The sequence below is a fragment of the Stenotrophomonas sp. YJH_SMC_40 genome, assembly GCF_059368615.1.
The window spans coordinates 192,738-209,077 of the sequence record NZ_JCAFRX010000008.1; the positions used below are offsets into that span (position 1 = coordinate 192,738).

Sequence of the window (16,340 nt, forward strand, 5' to 3'; positions counted from 1 at the left end):
TCGAAGCGCGCCACGGGCGGCGCGCGGGGAAAACGGACGGGCCGGCGCGAGGCCGGCCCGTAGGCGGATCAGGGCGACTTGGCCAGCTTGCTGTTGCGGATGCCGTAGCCCAGGTAGATCAGCAGGCCGAGCAGGGTCCAGCCGACGAACAGGTGCCAGTGCACCACGAACGCCTGCCAGAACAGGAACAGGCAGGTGGCCGCGCCGAGCGGGCAGATGATCCACACCATCGGCACGCGGAACGGGCGGTGCAGGTCCGGCTTGGTATAGCGCAGCACCAGCACGCCGACGCAGACGGTGGCGAAGGCCAGCAGGGTGCCCATCGAGACGAGTTCGCCGAGCACGTTCAGCGGCACCAGGCCGGCCAGCGCGGCAGCGATCACGCCGACCACGATGGTGGCGACGTACGGGGTGCGGAAGCGGGCGTGGACCTTGCCGAAGAACTTCGGCAGCAGGCCGTCGCGGGAGATGGTGTAGGCGATGCGGGTCTGGCCCATCATCATCACCAGCACCACCGAGGACAGGCCGGCGATGGCGCCGATTTCCACGAACGTCTTCAGCCAGGACAGGGTCGGGTAGGGCTCCAGCGCGGTCGCCACCGGCTTGTCGGTGCCGAGCAGGTGGTACGGCATCATGCCGGTCAGCACCGCACAGACGATGATGTACACGATGGTGCACACCGCCAGCGAGCCGAGCAGGCCGATCGGCATGTTGCGCTGTGGGTCCTTGGTTTCGCCGGCGGCGGTGGAGACCGCGTCGAAGCCGATGTAGGCAAAGAACACGATGGTGGCGGCGCGGAAGATGCCGCTCCAGCCGAACTCACCCGGCACGCCGGTGTTTTCCGGGATGAACGGCTGCCAGTTGGCCGGGTCGATATGGGCCGCGCCGATGCCGATGAACAGGCAGATGACGGTGACCTTGATTGCCACGATGATGGCGTTGACGAAGGCCGACTGGGTCACGCCCACGTACAGCAGGCCGGACACCGCCGCCACGATCAGCACCGCCGGCAGGTTGAACAGCTTGCCGGAGGAGACGAACTCGCTGCCGGTCCAGGCGATGGGCGCGGCGCTGAGCAGGTCCGGGAACGGCATGTGCAAGGTGGTGGTGATGAAGCTGATCAGGTATGCCGACCAGCCCACCGCGACCGAGGCCGAGGCGAACAGGTACTCCAGCACCAGGCACCAGCCGATGAACCAGGCCATGCCTTCGCCCAGGGTGGCGTAGGAGTACGAATAGGCACTGCCGGAGACCGGCATCATCGCCGCGAACTCGGCGTAGCACAGGCCCGCCAGGGCACAGGCGAAACCGGCCAGCACGAACGAAAGCATCACCGCCGGGCCGGCATGGTTGGCCGCGGCCTGGCCGGTCAGCACGAAGATACCAGCGCCGATCACCGCACCCACGCCAAGCAGGATGAGGTGTTTAGCCGTGAGGGTCCGTTTCAACGTGGCTTCGCCGTCCAGGCTGCCTTCGATGGGTTCGCCGGCATCGACGTGCCCGGCCGGTTCAACCGGCTTGACCCTCAACAGAGCTTTCAGCATGCAGTACTTCCTAGTGATCGGATGGGGTGGGCCGCCGATACGTTGCCGGCAACCCTGGAATGGTGAAGGCCGCGCGAACGGCCCGCTGTACCTTAGCCAAAGCTGAAGCCAACGCACAAGCGCAATCGCAACAATGAACGGCGATAATGAGCAGTATTTTTCCAGACCGCCCCCATTCATGCGCCAGACCGCCGAAACCCTTGCCGTGCTTGACGATCGCCTGCGTGGCCTGCTGCGGGACTATGCCCGCCGTGAGCCTGCCCACGACGCACTGGCTGCCGAATTCGGCACATTGCTGGACGATCCGGAAGATTCGTTCCGCCGCGAGCGCCTGGCCGGCCACTTCACCGCCAGCTGCTGGCTGGTCAGTGCCGATGGCCAGCGCCTGCTGCTGACCCACCACCGCAAGCTGCAACGCTGGCTGCAGCTGGGCGGCCACGCCGACGGTGACCGCGACCTGGCCCAGGTGGCACTGAAGGAAGCCGAGGAGGAGTCGGGCCTGAGCGGCCTGGTGCTGGAAGATCCGGCCATCTTCGATCTGGACAAGCACTGGATCCCGGAGCGCAAGGACGTGCCGGGGCACTGGCACTACGACGTGCGTTTCGTGATCCGCGCGCTCGGTGGCGAGGCATTCGTGCCCAGCGAGGAGTCACTTGACCTGGCATGGCGGCCGGTGACCGAAGTCGCGGCCGACCCCGAATCGGATGAATCCATGCAGCGCATGGCGCGCCGGTGGTTGGCGCGCTAGCAACCTGTAGAGCCGAGCCGATGCTCGGCTCGATGCGGGCCGGAACCGCAGCCGAGCATGGGCTCGGCTCTACAAGTGCAAGGCGGGACGCGCGTCAATACAGAATGCGCGTCCGCAGCGTGCCCGGAATCGCGGCCAGTTCGTCGCGCACGGCGGCGGCCTGTGCCTCGCTGGCGGTGATGTCGATCACCACGTAGCCCACCTTCGGGTCGGTGCGCAGGAACTGGCCGTCGATGTTGACGTTGTGGCGCGAGAAGATCTCGTTGACCTTGGACAGCACGCCCGGCACGTTCTGGTGGATGTGCAGCAGGCGCAGGCTGTCTTCGTGTTCGGGCAGGGTCACTTCCGGGAAGTTGACCGCCGACAGGGTGCTGCCGTTGTCGCTGTAGCGCACCAGCTTGGCCGCCACCTCCACGCCGATGTTGTCCTGCGCCTCCAGCGTGCTGCCGCCCACGTGCGGGGTCAGGATCACATTGTCGTGGCGGGTCAGCGGCGATTCGAAGATATCGCCATTGCCCTTCGGCTCGACCGGGAACACGTCCAGCGCGGCGCCGCCGACGTGGCCGCTGGCCAGCGCCGCGTCCAGCGCATCGATGTCGACCACGGTGCCGCGCGCGGCGTTGATCAGGTGCGCGCCCTTGCGCATCTTCGCCAGCTCGGTGCTGCCGATCATCCACTGCGTGGACGGGGTCTCCGGCACGTGCAGGGTGACGATGTCGGCGCGGGCCAGCAGGTCGTCCAGGCTGGCCGCAGCACGCGCATTGCCCAGCGCCAGCTTGGTTTCCACGTCGTGGAAGATCACCTGCATGCCCAGCGATTCGGCCAGCACGCCGACCTGGGTGCCGATGTGGCCATAGCCGATGATGCCAAGGGTCTTGCCGCGCACCTCATGGCTGCCGCTGGCCGACTTCGACCAGCCGCCGCGATGGCACTCGGCATTCTTCTGCGGAATGCCACGGGTCAGCATGATGGCCTCGGCAATCACCAGCTCGGCCACGCTGCGGGTGTTCGAATAGGGCGCGTTGAACACCGGGATGCCGGCCAGCTCGGCCGCGTCCAGGTCGACCTGGTTGGTGCCGATGCAGAAGCAGCCCACCGCGATCAGGCGCTTGGCCTCGGCCAGCACCTCGGCGCTGAGCTGGGTGCGCGAACGGATGCCGACGATGTGCGCCTCGGCGATGCGCGCCTTCAGTTCGTCCTCGGGCAGTGCCTTGGTGTGTGCCTCGATCTGGCTGTAGCCGGCGGCGCTGAACACCTCCACGGCGGTCTGGCTGACCCCCTCCAGCAACAGCACGCGGATATCCTGCTTGGGGAACGAGGTCTTCTTCGGCGACATGGGGCGACACGGCCAGTGGGACAGGGGCTGACCACTATGCCAGATCGAAGCGCCCATGGTGCAGTGCGCAATTGGTTGCATCCGTAGCTATCTGCAGCGCGGCGGGGCTGGACGCTGGCGCGTGCCGCTGGCACGCTTGCCCGTTCTTCACGCACCGCGCTGGACCGCCATGACCGATTCCCGCATTGCCTCGCTGCAGCACGCCTGTCCCGGCCTGAAGCTGAAGACCGACCCGGCCGACCTGGAGCATTACGGGCGCGACTGGACCCGGCGCTGGACGCCGGCGCCGCTGGCGATCGCACTGCCGGCCACGGTCGAGGAAGTGCAGGCGGTGATGCGCTGGAGCGCAGGCGAGGGCGTGGCCGTGGTGCCGTCCGGTGGCCGTACCGGCCTCTCCGGTGGCGCGGTGGCTGCCAACGGCGAGCTGGTGCTCAGCCTGGAGCGGATGAACAAGGCGCTGGCCTACGACGCGGTCGATCGCACCCTGGTGGTGCAGGCCGGCATGCCGCTGGAGGCCGTGCACAACGCCGCGCTGGACCACGGCCTGATCTACCCGGTGGATTTCGCCGCGCGTGGTTCCTGCACGATCGGCGGCAACATCGCCACCAATGCCGGCGGCATCCGCGTGATCCGCTACGGCAACACCCGCGAGTGGATCGCCGGGCTGAAGGTGGTTACCGCCAGCGGCGAACTGCTGGAGCTCAACAAGGGCCTGATCAAGAACTCCAGCGGCTATGACTTCCGCCAGCTGCTGATCGGTTCGGAAGGCACGCTGGGCGTGATCGTCGAAGCGACGGTGAAGCTGACCGATCCGCCGCCGGCCAGTAACGTGATGCTGCTGGCGCTGCCCAGCTTCGAAGTGCTGATGCAGGTATTCGCCGCGTTCCGCGCGCGGCTGCAGCTGCAGGCCTTCGAATTCTTTACCGACCGGGCGCTGGAGCACGTGCTGGCGCATGGTGCGCAGGCACCGTTCGACGAGGTGCACCCGTATTACGTGGTCACCGAGTTCGCCGCCAACGACGAAGCGCAGGAAGCGGCGGCGATGGCGGCCTTCGAGGACTGCATGGGCAACGGCTGGGTCAGCGACGGCGTGATCAGTGCCAGCGATGCCCAGGCTGCCCAGTTGTGGCGCCTGCGCGAAGGCATCACCGAATCGCTGGCGCGCTACAAGCCCTACAAGAACGACGTCTCGGTGCGGATCTCGGCGATGCCGGCGTTCCTGGCCGAGACCCAGGCATTGATCGGGCAGGCCTACCCGCACTTCGATGTGGTGTGGTTCGGTCATATCGGTGACGGCAACCTGCACATCAACGTGCTCAAGCCCGATGACACCAGCGACGCCGATTTCGTCGCGCAGTGCGAGCAGGTGACCAAGCTGTTGGCGCAGGTGCTGGCCCGGTTCGATGGCAGCATCTCGGCTGAACACGGCATCGGCCTGGTCAAGAAGGGCTACCTGGACAGCACCCGCGGCCCGGCCGAGATCGCCCTGATGAAGGCGGTCAAACGTGCGTTCGATCCCCAAGCGCGGCTGAATCCGGGCAAGCTGTTCGACGTTTGAGCCGGGCAAATCCTTCACACACCCGTTACGCTCCACGCATCCTCACAACCGGCTTCGAACCGATGACCCGTCCGCTTCTGCTGCTCGCCCTGCTGTCCCTGCCGCTGGCCGGCTTCGCTTCCAGCTTCGCCGGCACCTCGGCCGGTTCCGCCACCGGTGCTTCCTCGGGATCCTCGGGCAGCAGCTCGGGTGACGACAAGGTGGTGCTGGCTGCACGCGACGATGCCGCTGCGTTCGTCGCCAGCGATGGCCAGATCCGTGGCGCCCGCCTGCAGGCCGCACTGGTGCACCTGCGTGAGCAGAGCGCTGCCGCGCAGCAGCAGAGCGACCTGGAACTGGCCCGCGCGCTGCTGGCGCGTTGATCCCGGGTAGTGCCGGCCGCTGGCTGGCAACGCCATGACATCTGCACGGAACGCAGCCAGGCATGGCCTGGCTCTACTGCTGGCCGTTCCGGCCGCACATGCCAGCGGAGACCTGCGCCTGGATCCGGAAGGGCTGAGCCCTGCACAGCAGCAGGTGGCGATGCAGACCCTGGCCGACGTGCAGTCCTTGCTGCCAGATGGTCTGCTGCGCGCATTGCCAGCACACGTGCAGGTGCGCTGGAGCGACCACCTGCCGGCCGATGTGCATGGTCGCGCTTTCGCCGGCCGCATCGACCTGCGTCGCGAGCTGCTGGATGATGCTGTGCCCGGCGCACGCCGTGCACGACGCAGCGCGCTGGTGCATGAACTGACCCATGTTGCAGACCGTAGCGGCGCGAACTGGTCGCGCAGTGCGCGCTGGCGCGACCTGGCCGGATGGCAGCGCAAGCCCTGGCATCTCGGCCGTGGTGGCAACGACTTCCGTGACCGTAGTCCGGATGCCTATGAACTGAAGGATCCGGCCGAGTACCTGGCAGTGAACGCCGAGCATTTCGTGCTCGACAGCGAGTTTGCCTGCCGGCGCCCGGCGCTGGCGCAGTGGTACCAGGCCCATTTCGGAACCCCGCCATCGCTGCCGCAGTCGCACTGCGCGGCCACGTTGCCATTGCTGCAGGCCGAATCGGAAGAGGGTGCGGCATCGCTGCTGCAGCTCGATCCTTCGCGCGTCTACGCCGTGGACTACCTGTTCGCCGAAGGCAGTGCGCAGCCGATGAGCCGCTGGGGGCACAGCATGCTGCGGCTGGTGATCTGCCGGCCGGGCCGTGCGCCGGGGCCAGACTGCCGCCTGGACCTGGAGTACCACCGCGTGCTGTCGTTCCGCGCATTCGTAGGTGATGTGCAGATTTCCAACTGGCGTGGCCTGACCGGCGGCTATCCCTCGCGCCTGTTCGTGCTGCCGCTGCAGCAGGTGGTGGACGAGTACACCAAGGTGGAACTGCGTGGGTTGCAGTCGCTGCCGTTGCAGTTGTCGCCCGGCGAGATCGCCGGCCTGCTCGAGCGCACTGCACAGGTGCACTGGAGCTATGACGGGCGCTATTACTTCGTCAGCAACAACTGCGCGGTGGAAACTGCAAAGCTGCTGCAGGCGGGTGTGCCGCGCCTGGGGGAGGCCGGGCTGGCCCAGCTGAGTCCGCGCGGGTTGAAGCGTCGGCTGTCCCGGCTGCATGTGCTGGACGAGCAGGTGCTGACGGACCGGAATGCAGCGCAGGTGCAGGGCTACTACTTTGCCTCGGCGCGCGATCACTATCAGCAGTTGTTCGCGGTGGCGAGCTCACAGCTGGGGCTGCCGGTGCGCGATGTGCGCGCCTGGCTGAAGCTGCCCGCACAGCAGCGTGCGCAGTGGCTGCTGCAGGGTGACCTGCGTGCCAGCGCCGGGCTGCTGCTGCTGGAACAGGCTGCGCAACGCCGCGCCGAACTGCGCGCGCGCGATGTGCTGAAACGGCGCCTGCTGGCCGCACCGCACAGCGCTGAAACGCGCAGCCTGCGGGGGTTGCTGGAGCAAAGCGGGCAATGGCTGCGCCCGGGTACGCTGCTGGTCGACGATGGCTACGGGTTGCCGCTTGCCGATGAGCAGGCGGTGCTGGCCGACGCGGTTGCCACTGCCAGCGCAGAGGCGGTGCCGGCCTGGCAGGCGCTGCGCGTGCAGCTGCGCCAGCAGTTGCCGGCGGGCCAGCGCAACGAGATGGATGCGATCGATGCCAACCTCGCCGCGCTCGGCGCACGCCTGCGGGAACAGGCAGCCACGCCCGCTACTGGCGCGGAAGCTCGATGACGAAGCGGCTGCCGCCGACGCTGCCGGGCATGCAGTAGACGCGGCCGCCATGTGCATCGGCGATGGCCTTGACCACCGCCAGGCCCAGCCCGCTGCCGCCGCCCTGGCGCGAGCGCGAGCCGTCGGCGCGCATGAACGGAGTGAAGATGTCGGTGTGAAGTTCCGGGTCGATGCCCGGGCCTTCGTCCTCGATCGCCACCTGCACGTGTCCGGGCGTGTCGTGCACGGCAATCCGCACCTTGCCCGGGCTGGCGTAGCGGCGCGCATTCTCCAGCAGTGCCAGCAGGGCCTGGCGCAAGCGTGTCGGGTCACAGTGCGCGTTGTGTTCCTCGCGGCTGGTTTCCAGCTCCAGCACGAAGCCGGCGGCGCGGAACTGCGGGTCGACCAGGGTCATCACCGAATGCACTTCGGCCACCACGTCGGTGCGCGCGCGTCGTACGTCCAACCGCGCGTTGTCGGACAGGCTCAACACGCGCAGATCCTCGATCAGGCGTGAGAGGCCTTCGACCTGTGCCAGCAGGCTGCGGAACTGGGATTCATCTGGCTGGAACACGCCCTCGGCCAGCCCCTGCAGGCGACCACGCAGGATCGTCACCGGAGTCCGCAGTTCATGGGCAATGGCCGCATGCCACATCGCGCGCTCGCTCTCCATGTGCTGCAGGCGGCGCGCCATCGCATTGAAATCCTCGACCAGGGTGGCCACTTCGCCGGGCGAGTTTTCCTGGGCGCTGGCGCGCGCACCGAGGTCGCCGCCGGCAAGCGCGCGCACGCTGTCAACCAGTGAATTCAACGGCGACAGGATGCGATGGGCAAGACGGAACGAGGCGGCGATGGCCAGTGCCAGGCCGGTCAGGATCACCCCGACCATCCATGCCAGCTCTGGCCCGGTCGGCAGCCAGCTTTCCGGCTCTTCGGCACTGCCGGGGAAGAACTCGACCAGCACCGCGTACAGCAGCCACGACGACAGGATCATCATCACGATGACGCCGATCACCATCAGCGACATCGAGACGATGATGTGGCGACTGAGCCCGGAGCGGCGCAGGCGGGCCATCAGCGGTCGGCCATCAACCGGTAGCCGACACCGCGCACGCTGGCCGGAACATTGACCATGCCCACTTCATCCAGCTTGCGGCGCAGCTTGCTGACATGGCTGTCGACCGTGCGCTCCAGCGCCTCGCTTTCCGGCAGGCATTCGTGCATCAGTTCGCTGCGGCTGAAGATGCGGGTCGGCGCCAGCGCCATGCAGTGCAGCAGCTTGAACTCGGTGAGGGTGAGCAGCACTTCGTGGCTGTAGCCGTCGCCTTCCACATGCACGGCATGGGTGGCCGAGTCGATCAGCAACGGGCCCGCGCGCAGTGCGGTCGGTGCGTCCACCCGCGAGCCACGCAGCGTACGCCGCAGCACGGCGCGCACGCGCGCTGCCACTTCGGCTGGATTGAACGGCTTGACCACGTAGTCGTCGGCGCCCATGCGCAGCGCAGTCAGCTTGTCCAGGTCCTGGTCCAGCGCGGTCAGCATGATCACCGGCGTTTCGCCGCGCTGGCGCAGCTGGGTCAGTACGCTCCAGCCATCCAGCCGCGGCAGTTGTACGTCGAGCAGGACCAGGTCGGGGCGGGCGCTGCGGTGCAGGTCCAGTGCACTGTGGCCATCGGCGGCACGCAGGGTGCGTAGTCCTTCGCGTTCCAGGTAGGCGGTAAGAATATCGGCGATCTCGGCCTCATCCTCGACGATCAGGACGAGGGCGGCGAGGGCAGGGGAGGCATGCATGCAGGGGCGGGGCCTTAAGGTGCTTGCCTCCATCGTATCTCCACAGTTCCTCCATCGAAACCCCATCATCGCCCCGCAGACTGCACGCTTCAGAACCTATCAGCCGCCCGCGCGGCATTGTGCACAGCAATGAGAACCTTCAGGACTCCGGTCGCGTTGATCGCGGCCCTCGCCCTGGCCATGACGGCCTGCTCCGCCCCCGAAGCCACGCCCGAAGCGGCACCGCGCGTCAGCGTGGTCACGGTCGGCCCGCAGTTCGTGCAGCGCGATGACGAACTGCCCGGCCGCGTGGCCGCCGTACGCACCGCACAGATCCGTGCCCAGGTGGGCGGCATCGTGCAGCGCCGGCTGTTTGAGCAGGGTGCGGAAGTGCGCGCCGGCCAGGCCCTGTTCCAGATCGATCCGGCGGCGTTCCGTGCCGATGTTGACTCGGCACTGGCCGCGCTGCAGCGCAGTGAGGCAGCCCTGGGCCGCAGTCGCGTGCAGTCGCAGCGCCTGCATGCGCTGGCGGCCGCGCAGGCGGTCAGCCAGCAGCACCGCGACGATGCCAGTGCCGAGTACGAACAGGCCCGTGCCGCGGTGAACGAGGCGCGCGCGATCCTGGCCCGCCGCCAGCTCGACCTGCGCTATGCAACGGTCAGTGCACCGATTGCCGGTCGCATCGACCAGGCCCTGGTGACCGAAGGTGCACTGGTCGGCGTGGCCGATGCCGAGCCGATGGCGGTGGTGCAGCAGATCGACCAGGTCTACGTCGATGTGCGCCAGCCAGCGGCGCAGCTCGAGTCGCTGCAACGCAGTGCCGGTGGCGGCGAGCTGCCGGTGACGATCATCGGTGCGGCCGGCAAGCCACTGCCCGAACGTGGCCAGATGCTGTTCTCCGGTATCAATGTCGATGCGCGCACCGGTGATGTGATCCTGCGCATCCTGGTCGACAACCCGCAGCGCCAGCTGCTGCCCGGCATGTACGTGCGCGCGAAGGTGCCGCGGGGTGCGCCGGCCAGCGCACTGACCGTGCCACAGCAGGCCGTGCTGCGCAGTGCCGGTGGCCAGGCCTATGCCTGGGTGATCGGTGGCGATGGCAAGGCGGTGATCCGCACGCTGGAAGTGGACGGTAGTGTCGATCGCCAATGGCTGGTGCGCACCGGCCTGAAGGTGGGCGAAAAGGTGGTGGTCGAAGGCCAGGAACGCCTGCAGGAAGGCGTGGTGGTCGATGCGCGCGACTGGCAGATGCCGGTCGCCAGCGCCGGCGCGGTGCAGGCCGGCAGCAAGGGCTGAGCCTCTACCGGGCCGGTCCCTCCAGGAAAATCCAACATGGCACGTTTCTTCATCGATCGCCCGGTGTTCGCCTGGGTGCTGGCGATCTTCATCATCCTGGCCGGTGTGCTGGCGATCCCGCGGCTGGCGGTGGAGCGCTATCCGGCGGTTGCCCCGCCCAGCGTCAGCATCTATGCCAGTTACCCGGGTGCGAGCCCGCAGACGCTGAATGACGCGGTGATCGGCCTGATCGAGCGCGAGCTGTCCAGCGTCAAGCACCTGCTGTACTTCGAGTCGTCGGTGGACACGTCCGGCGAAGCCTCGATCACTGCGACCTTCAAGCCGGGTACCAACCCGGAGCTGGCGCAGGTGGACGTGCAGAACCGGATCAAGGCGATCGAGCCGCGCCTGCCGCGCAGCGTGCGCCAGAACGGCCTGTTCGTGGAGGCCGCCGATTCCGGCTTCCTGATGCTGGTCGGCCTGCGTTCGCCGGATGCCAGCGTCAGCGAGGCCGCACTGGGCGACTTCATGGCGCGCAACATCATCGAGGAGCTGCGCCGCATCGATGGCGTCGGCCGCGTGCAGCTGTTCGGTGCCGAGCAGGCGATGCGCGTGTGGCTGGACCCGACCCGGTTGACCGGCTACGGCCTGACAATGGGCGATGTGGCCACCGCCATCGAGCAGCAGAACCTGGAGATCTCGCCGGGACGCATTGGTGATTCGCCGGGTGTTCCAGGCCAGCGCATCACCGTGCCGCTGAGTGCCGATGGCCAGCTGTCCACGCCGGAGCAGTTCGCTGCCATCGTGCTGCGCGCCGGGGCCGACGGCTCGCGGGTGGTGCTGGGCGATGTCGCCCGCGTTGAACTGGGCGCGCAGAGCTATGCCTGGGGCACCCGCGAGGATGGCCATCCGGCCACCGCCGCCGGCGTGCAGCTGCGTCCTGGCGCGAACGCGGTGCGTACCGCGTCGGCGGTGCGTGAGCGCATGGCCGAACTGGCGCCGCTGCTGCCGCGCGGCGTGGAATCGAGCATTCCGTTCGACACCGCGCCGTTCGTCAAGATCTCGATCCAGAAGGTGGTGCAGACGCTGCTGGAGGCGATGCTGCTGGTGTTCGCAGTGATGTACCTGTTTCTGCAGAACTGGCGCTACACGCTGATTCCGGCACTGGTCGCACCGATCGCGTTGCTGGGCACCTTCGCGGTGATGCTGGCGCTGGGCTTCTCGATCAATGTGCTGACCATGTTCGGCATGGTGCTGGCAATCGGCATCATCGTCGACGACGCCATCGTGGTGGTCGAGGGCGTGGAACGGATCATGGCCGAGGAAGGCCTGCCGCCGCGCGAGGCCACCATCAAGGCGATGCGCGAACTGACCGGTGCGGTGATCGGCATCACCCTGGTGCTGACTGCGGTGTTCATTCCGATGGCGCTGGCCAGCGGCTCGGTGGGCGCGATCTACCGCCAGTTCACCGTGGCGATGGCGGTGTCGATCCTGTTCTCGGCGCTGCTGGCATTGAGCCTGACGCCGGCGCTGTGCGCGACCCTGCTGCGCCCGAACACCCATGGCCACCATGGTCGGGGCGGTCTGTTCGGCGCCTTTAATCGTGGCTTCGAGAAGATGACCGGGCGCTACCAGCGTGGCGTGGCGTCGGTGCTGCAGCGGAGCGGGCAGGTGATGGGCGTGTTCGCCGCGCTGGTGGCGGCGCTGCTGCTGGGCCTGCACTGGCTGCCGGGCGCCTTCCTGCCGGAAGAGGACCAGGGCTACTTCATGACCTCGATCCAGCTGCCGGCCGAAGCCACCGCCGAACGCACGCTGGCCGTGGTCGAAGCCTACGAACGGCACGTGGCGTCACGCCCGGGCATCGGCTCCAACCAGTCGATCCTCGGCTACAGCTTCTCCGGTTCCGGCCCGAGCGCGGCGCTGACCTACACGATGCTGAAGGACTGGGGCGAGCGTGCAGGGGCCACCGCGGCCGGCGAAGTGGAGGCCGCGCAGAAGGCGATGGCGACGATTGCCGAGGGCGAGGTGATGAGCGTGATGCCGCCGGCGATCGACAGCCTGGGCCGTTCGTCCGGCTTCTCGCTGGCGCTGCAGGCGCGCACCGGGCAGAGCCAGGCCGAACTGCGTGCGGCCCTGCAGCAGCTGCTGAAGCTGGCCGAGGCCAGTCCGCTGCTGTCGGAGGTGCATGCCGATGGCCTGCCGGCAGGTACCAGCGTGCGGCTGGACATCGATCGCGCCAAGGCCGAGGCGATGGGCGTGGGGTTCGAGCAGATCAGCAGCACGCTGTCGGCGGCGATGGGCTCGCAGTACGTCAACGACTTCCCCAACAAGGGGCGGCTGCAGCAGGTGATCCTGCAGGCCGATGCACCCCACCGGATGGAGCTGGAGGACGTGCTGAAGCTGTACGTGCGCAACAGCGAAGGCGGCATGGTGGCGTTGTCGGAGCTGGTGACGCCGCACTGGACCGAGGCGCCGCTGCAGCTGCAGCGCTATCTCGGCTTCCCGGCGCTGAACCTGTCCGGCGCACCGGCCTCCGGCGTGTCGACCGGCCAGGCCATGGCGGAGATGGAGCGGTTGGCGGAGAAGCTGCCGTCCGGTTTTGCCCTGCAGTGGACCAGCCAGTCGCTGCAGGAGCGGGAGTCCGGTGCGCAGGCGCCGTGGTTGCTGCTGTTGTCGATGCTGGTGGTGTTCCTGGTGCTGGCGGCACTGTACGAGAGCTGGTCGATCCCGCTGGCGGTGATGCTGGTGGTGCCGCTGGGCCTGCTCGGTGCGGTTGCTGCGGTGTTGTTGCGGGGCATGCCCAACGACGTGTTCTTCAAGGTCGGCATGATCACCGTGATCGGGCTGTCGGCGAAGAACGCCATCCTCATCGTCGAGTTCGCGCGCCAGCTGCAGCAGCAGGGTCGCGGCCTGGTTGAAGCAGCGCTGGAGGCGGCGCGGCTGCGCCTGCGGCCGATCGTGATGACCTCGTTGGCATTCGCGCTGGGCGTGGTGCCGCTGATGCTGGCGCAGGGCGCGTCGAAGGAAACCCAGCAGGCGATTGGAACCGGTGTGTTCGGCGGCATGGTCAGTGCGACGGTGCTGGCGGTGTTCTTCGTGCCGGTCTTCTATGTAGTGGTGCAGGGCGCGCGGCAGTGGATCGCGCAACGCCTGCGCAGGCGCCGGCCGATGCCGGAAGGATCCGTGGATGGAACGGGACATCGTTGAAGACCTGCATGAGCGGCAGTTGGCAGCGCTGGAACAGCGCCTGCGGCAGGCATTGCTGGATGACGACCACGATGCGCTGACCGCGCTGGTATCGCCGGCATTGTTCATGATGGACGGGCAGGGCGGACGCTTGCTCGACCTGCCGTGGCTGGGCGACTGGCTGGCCGGAAACCTGCAGGTGCGCAGCCTGCAGTCGTACGCGGTGGAAACGCTGCTGTGCGGGCGCCTGGCATTGTTGTCCAGCGACGTGCGCTTGTCGGTGCGCGGGCAGGGCCAGGAGCGCGAGCTGAAACTGCGCCTGCTGCGGGTGTGGACCTGCAGTTCCGGCGAAAGCGGCGCGCAGCTGTTGTCGATGGCGGTACTGGCCGCATGAGCGCGGTCAGGCCGCTTTCAGGCCCCGCTCACCGACAGGTGGTAGGGTCGAGCCTCTCTGTAGTGTCGACAAGGAGTCGAGCCATGCGTGTAGTTCCCAGTCTGTTGGCAGCCTCCCTCGGGTTGGTGCTGGCCGCGTGCCAGCCGGCCCAGCCGCCCGCTGCGAGCGGCAATGATGCCGCGCCTGCCGCGCCGCAGCCGAGCGCCAGCACCGAAGGTGGCAGCGAGACCGCCTACCAGTGTGGTGATCTGAGCGTGCGCGCGACCTTCAATGGCGAGGATGCAGCCACGGTGGTGATCGGCGACCGTACCTTCGCCATGACCTCCGAACGCGCGGCATCCGGCGCCAGGTATGGCGATGGCCAGGGCAACAGCTTCTGGACCAAGGGCAGCGATGACGGCCTGTTGAGCCTGAAGGGCGAGGCGGACCGAGAGTGCCATGCGGTCGAAGCCACTGAAGGCGATGGCAGCGCCGGCAATGCCGCATTCCGTGCCACCGGCAATGAGCCCGGCTGGCTGGCGGTTGTCGACGGCGACACGCCGGGCCTGCAGGTGGAAGTGGATTACGGTGAGCGTCGTTTCGATGTCGCCCAGCCCACCGCAGGTGCTGACGGCTGGAGTGGCAAGGCGTCCGATGGCACCGACGTCAAGCTCAGCTTCCAGCGCACGACCTGCCAGGACGACATGAGTGGCGAGGCGTTCGATGCCAAGGTGAACCTGACCATCGGCACCCGCCAGTACCACGGCTGCGGCAATTTCGGCGCGAAGCAGCCGTAAGCTACCTGTAGAGCCGAGCCACGCTCGGCTGCAGTCCCTGTCCAACGCACAGCAGCCGAGCGTGGGCTCGGTGCTACACGACTGCTACATCCGATGGCCTGCCTGCGGCGAATGCGCCGCAGGCAGGGACAGGCAGCCGATCAGCGCGAGGCGATTAGTCGGCACGGCCCGCGAATTCGCCGGTGGCGGTGTTCACCAGCACGCGTTCGCCGTTGACGATGTACTCCGGCACCATGATCTCGATGCCGGTGTTGAGCTTGGCCGGCTTCGGGCGCTTGGTGGCGGTGCCACCCTTCAGTTCCGGCGGCGTCTCGATCACTTCCAGCACCACCGAGGCCGGCAGCTGGATCGCCACCGGCTGCTCGTCGATGACCTGCACGTAGATGCCGGCCAGGCCGTCGGTGATGTAGCCGGCGTCGTCGCCGATCACGTCCGCATCCAGGGTGTAGGGGGTGTAGTCCTCGTCATCGAGGAAGACGAAGGCGTCGCCGTCCTTGTACGAATAGGTGGACTGGCGGCGCAGCAGTTCGACCTCGACCAGGTTGTCGTCGGCATCGAAGCTGGCGTCGAGCTTGTTGCCGCCCGGCACGCTGTACATGATGAAGCGGAAGCGGACGTTGCCGCCGCGACCCTGCGGCGAGCTGCGCTCGATGTCGCGGATCTGGTACACGCCGTTGTTGTACTCGACGACGTTGCCCTTCTTGATGTCGTTGGCTTTCATGGTGATCTAGGTCGTTGGGGGAGGGCGCCGTCCCGGCGCCCGTGGGGAATCACTTCGGAGCGAGGCGGGTAGCGCCGTCCAGGCGGATGGTCTCGCCGTTGAGGTAGGTGTTGCCGAGGATGAAGCCGACCAGGCTGGCGAAGTCTTCCGGCTTGCCCAGGCGTGACGGGAACGGAATCGAGGCGGCCAGCGACTGCTGCACGGCTTCGGGCATGCCGTCGACCATCGGCGTCCAGAACACGCCGGGAGCAATCGTATTGACGCGGATGCCGAAGCGCGACAGTTCGCGTGCCATCGGCAGCGTCATCGAGACCACGCCGCCCTTGCTGGCGGCATACGCGGCCTGGCCGATCTGGCCTTCATAGGCGGCGATGCTGGCGGTGTTGATGATCACGCCGCGCTCGCCGTCGGTGCCCGCTTCGTTGTGCTGCATGCGGTTGGCCGCGGCCTTGGCCACGTTGAAGCTGCCGACCAGGTTCACCATCACCGTGCCCTGGAAGCCGGCCAGCGGCATCGGGCCTTCCTTGCCCAGCACGCGGCCGGCGCCCAGGATGCCGGCGCAGTTCATCGCCACGTTCAGGCCGCCGAGGAAATCGTGGGCCTGGTCGATGGCCGCGGTCACCGCCGCCTCATCGCTGACGTTGACGTTGAAATAGCGGGCCTTGTCGGCACCCAGCCCGGCAATGGCGGCAGCGCCCTTGTCGTCGTTGAGGTCGAACAGGGCCACCTTGCCGCCCTGGGCGACGAGGTGCTGGGCCACGGCCAGGCCGAGGCCGGAGACGCCGCCAGTGATCACGGCACGTACGGAAGACAGCTGCATTGAACGGTCCTGCAGGTTCGAGAACCGCCGATTCTAACGG

The 16,340-nt window shown here is 67.6% G+C and carries 14 protein-coding genes; 8 read left to right on the forward strand and 6 right to left on the reverse strand.

What is annotated here, in order from left to right:
- Positions 1-68: 68 nt before the first annotated feature.
- Complete coding sequence (locus AC5P6X_RS16390; protein ID WP_005409456.1) at positions 69-1,544, reverse strand: amino acid permease; 1,476 nt, start codon at positions 1,542-1,544, stop codon at positions 69-71.
- A gap of 133 nt (positions 1,545-1,677) precedes the next feature.
- On the opposite strand from AC5P6X_RS16390, the gene AC5P6X_RS16395 reads away from it, so the two are divergent.
- The gene (locus AC5P6X_RS16395) at positions 1,678-2,292 is read left to right on the forward strand and encodes an NUDIX hydrolase (protein ID WP_123958521.1); all 615 of its coding nucleotides are present in this window, start codon (positions 1,678-1,680) and stop codon (positions 2,290-2,292) included.
- A gap of 94 nt (positions 2,293-2,386) precedes the next feature.
- On the opposite strand, the gene serA is transcribed toward AC5P6X_RS16395, so the two are convergent.
- Positions 2,387-3,628, reverse strand: coding sequence for a phosphoglycerate dehydrogenase (serA, locus tag AC5P6X_RS16400; protein WP_019661444.1), 1,242 nt, complete (start codon positions 3,626-3,628; stop codon positions 2,387-2,389).
- A 169-nt stretch (positions 3,629-3,797) separates the two neighbouring features.
- Here serA and AC5P6X_RS16405 point away from each other — a divergent pair, with 169 nt between their 5' ends.
- From AC5P6X_RS16405 to AC5P6X_RS16415, 3 genes are all read left to right on the forward strand, one after another.
- On the forward strand, positions 3,798-5,186 hold the full coding sequence (locus AC5P6X_RS16405) for an FAD-binding oxidoreductase (RefSeq protein ID WP_329756804.1): 1,389 nt from the start codon (positions 3,798-3,800) through the stop codon (positions 5,184-5,186).
- A gap of 62 nt (positions 5,187-5,248) precedes the next feature.
- On the forward strand, positions 5,249-5,548 hold the full coding sequence (locus tag AC5P6X_RS16410; RefSeq protein WP_049447145.1) for a DUF2388 domain-containing protein: 300 nt from the start codon (positions 5,249-5,251) through the stop codon (positions 5,546-5,548).
- 34 nt (positions 5,549-5,582) lie between these two features.
- Positions 5,583-7,379, forward strand: a complete 1,797-nt coding sequence (locus tag AC5P6X_RS16415; protein WP_123958523.1) for an Lnb N-terminal periplasmic domain-containing protein — start codon at positions 5,583-5,585, stop codon at positions 7,377-7,379.
- On the opposite strand, the gene AC5P6X_RS16420 is transcribed toward AC5P6X_RS16415, so the two are convergent.
- Complete coding sequence (locus AC5P6X_RS16420; protein ID WP_049448945.1) at positions 7,357-8,433, reverse strand: ATP-binding protein; 1,077 nt, start codon at positions 8,431-8,433, stop codon at positions 7,357-7,359. The two genes, AC5P6X_RS16415 and AC5P6X_RS16420, sit on opposite strands and share 23 nt — an antisense overlap.
- The gene (locus AC5P6X_RS16425; protein ID WP_005413196.1) at positions 8,433-9,149 is read right to left on the reverse strand and encodes a response regulator; all 717 of its coding nucleotides are present in this window, start codon (positions 9,147-9,149) and stop codon (positions 8,433-8,435) included. Before AC5P6X_RS16425 ends, AC5P6X_RS16420 begins: the two co-directional genes overlap by 1 nt.
- 129 nt (positions 9,150-9,278) lie before the next feature.
- Here AC5P6X_RS16425 and AC5P6X_RS16430 point away from each other — a divergent pair, with 129 nt between their 5' ends.
- The 4 genes from AC5P6X_RS16430 to AC5P6X_RS16445 all read left to right on the forward strand — a co-directional run bounded on the left by AC5P6X_RS16430 (position 9,279) and on the right by AC5P6X_RS16445 (position 14,759).
- Entirely contained in the window at positions 9,279-10,424 is a 1,146-nt protein-coding gene (locus AC5P6X_RS16430; RefSeq protein ID WP_049448947.1) for an efflux RND transporter periplasmic adaptor subunit, read from the forward strand.
- A gap of 36 nt (positions 10,425-10,460) precedes the next feature.
- Positions 10,461-13,610 carry a multidrug efflux RND transporter permease subunit gene (locus AC5P6X_RS16435; RefSeq protein ID WP_329756806.1) on the forward strand — a complete coding sequence of 1,050 codons (3,150 nt, stop codon included), beginning with the start codon at positions 10,461-10,463 and terminating at the stop codon, positions 13,608-13,610.
- Positions 13,591-13,983, forward strand: coding sequence for a nuclear transport factor 2 family protein (locus tag AC5P6X_RS16440; protein WP_049448951.1), 393 nt, complete (start codon positions 13,591-13,593; stop codon positions 13,981-13,983). Before AC5P6X_RS16435 ends, AC5P6X_RS16440 begins: the two co-directional genes overlap by 20 nt.
- An 83-nt stretch (positions 13,984-14,066) precedes the next feature.
- On the forward strand, positions 14,067-14,759 hold the full coding sequence (locus AC5P6X_RS16445; RefSeq protein ID WP_005409467.1) for a COG3650 family protein: 693 nt from the start codon (positions 14,067-14,069) through the stop codon (positions 14,757-14,759).
- A gap of 154 nt (positions 14,760-14,913) precedes the next feature.
- On the opposite strand, the gene yeiP is transcribed toward AC5P6X_RS16445, so the two are convergent.
- Both yeiP and AC5P6X_RS16455 read right to left on the reverse strand, forming a co-directional pair.
- Positions 14,914-15,480 (reverse strand): elongation factor P-like protein YeiP, encoded by a 567-nt coding sequence (yeiP, locus tag AC5P6X_RS16450; RefSeq protein WP_088436798.1) that lies wholly within the window; start codon positions 15,478-15,480, stop codon positions 14,914-14,916.
- A gap of 49 nt (positions 15,481-15,529) precedes the next feature.
- Positions 15,530-16,300 (reverse strand): SDR family oxidoreductase, encoded by a 771-nt coding sequence (locus AC5P6X_RS16455; RefSeq protein ID WP_005409469.1) that lies wholly within the window; start codon positions 16,298-16,300, stop codon positions 15,530-15,532.
- Positions 16,301-16,340 lie beyond the last annotated feature (40 nt).

What these genes read in the sequence shown, in the direction of transcription:
- AC5P6X_RS16455 (WP_005409469.1), bottom strand. Translation starts at nt 16,300, where the DNA reads ATGCAGCTGTCTTCCGTACGTGCCGTGATCACTGGCGGCGTCTCCGGC.
- AC5P6X_RS16395 (WP_123958521.1), top strand. Translation starts at nt 1,678, where the DNA reads ATGAACGGCGATAATGAGCAGTATTTTTCCAGACCGCCCCCATTCATG.
- AC5P6X_RS16420 (WP_049448945.1), bottom strand. Translation starts at nt 8,433, where the DNA reads ATGGCCCGCCTGCGCCGCTCCGGGCTCAGTCGCCACATCATCGTCTCG.
- AC5P6X_RS16390 (WP_005409456.1), bottom strand. Translation starts at nt 1,544, where the DNA reads ATGCTGAAAGCTCTGTTGAGGGTCAAGCCGGTTGAACCGGCCGGGCAC.
- AC5P6X_RS16435 (WP_329756806.1), top strand. Translation starts at nt 10,461, where the DNA reads ATGGCACGTTTCTTCATCGATCGCCCGGTGTTCGCCTGGGTGCTGGCG.
- AC5P6X_RS16440 (WP_049448951.1), top strand. Translation starts at nt 13,591, where the DNA reads ATGGAACGGGACATCGTTGAAGACCTGCATGAGCGGCAGTTGGCAGCG.
- AC5P6X_RS16430 (WP_049448947.1), top strand. Translation starts at nt 9,279, where the DNA reads ATGAGAACCTTCAGGACTCCGGTCGCGTTGATCGCGGCCCTCGCCCTG.
- AC5P6X_RS16415 (WP_123958523.1), top strand. Translation starts at nt 5,583, where the DNA reads ATGACATCTGCACGGAACGCAGCCAGGCATGGCCTGGCTCTACTGCTG.
- AC5P6X_RS16425 (WP_005413196.1), bottom strand. Translation starts at nt 9,149, where the DNA reads ATGCATGCCTCCCCTGCCCTCGCCGCCCTCGTCCTGATCGTCGAGGAT.
- AC5P6X_RS16445 (WP_005409467.1), top strand. Translation starts at nt 14,067, where the DNA reads ATGCGTGTAGTTCCCAGTCTGTTGGCAGCCTCCCTCGGGTTGGTGCTG.
- AC5P6X_RS16405 (WP_329756804.1), top strand. Translation starts at nt 3,798, where the DNA reads ATGACCGATTCCCGCATTGCCTCGCTGCAGCACGCCTGTCCCGGCCTG.
- AC5P6X_RS16410 (WP_049447145.1), top strand. Translation starts at nt 5,249, where the DNA reads ATGACCCGTCCGCTTCTGCTGCTCGCCCTGCTGTCCCTGCCGCTGGCC.
- serA (WP_019661444.1), bottom strand. Translation starts at nt 3,628, where the DNA reads ATGTCGCCGAAGAAGACCTCGTTCCCCAAGCAGGATATCCGCGTGCTG.
- yeiP (WP_088436798.1), bottom strand. Translation starts at nt 15,480, where the DNA reads ATGAAAGCCAACGACATCAAGAAGGGCAACGTCGTCGAGTACAACAAC.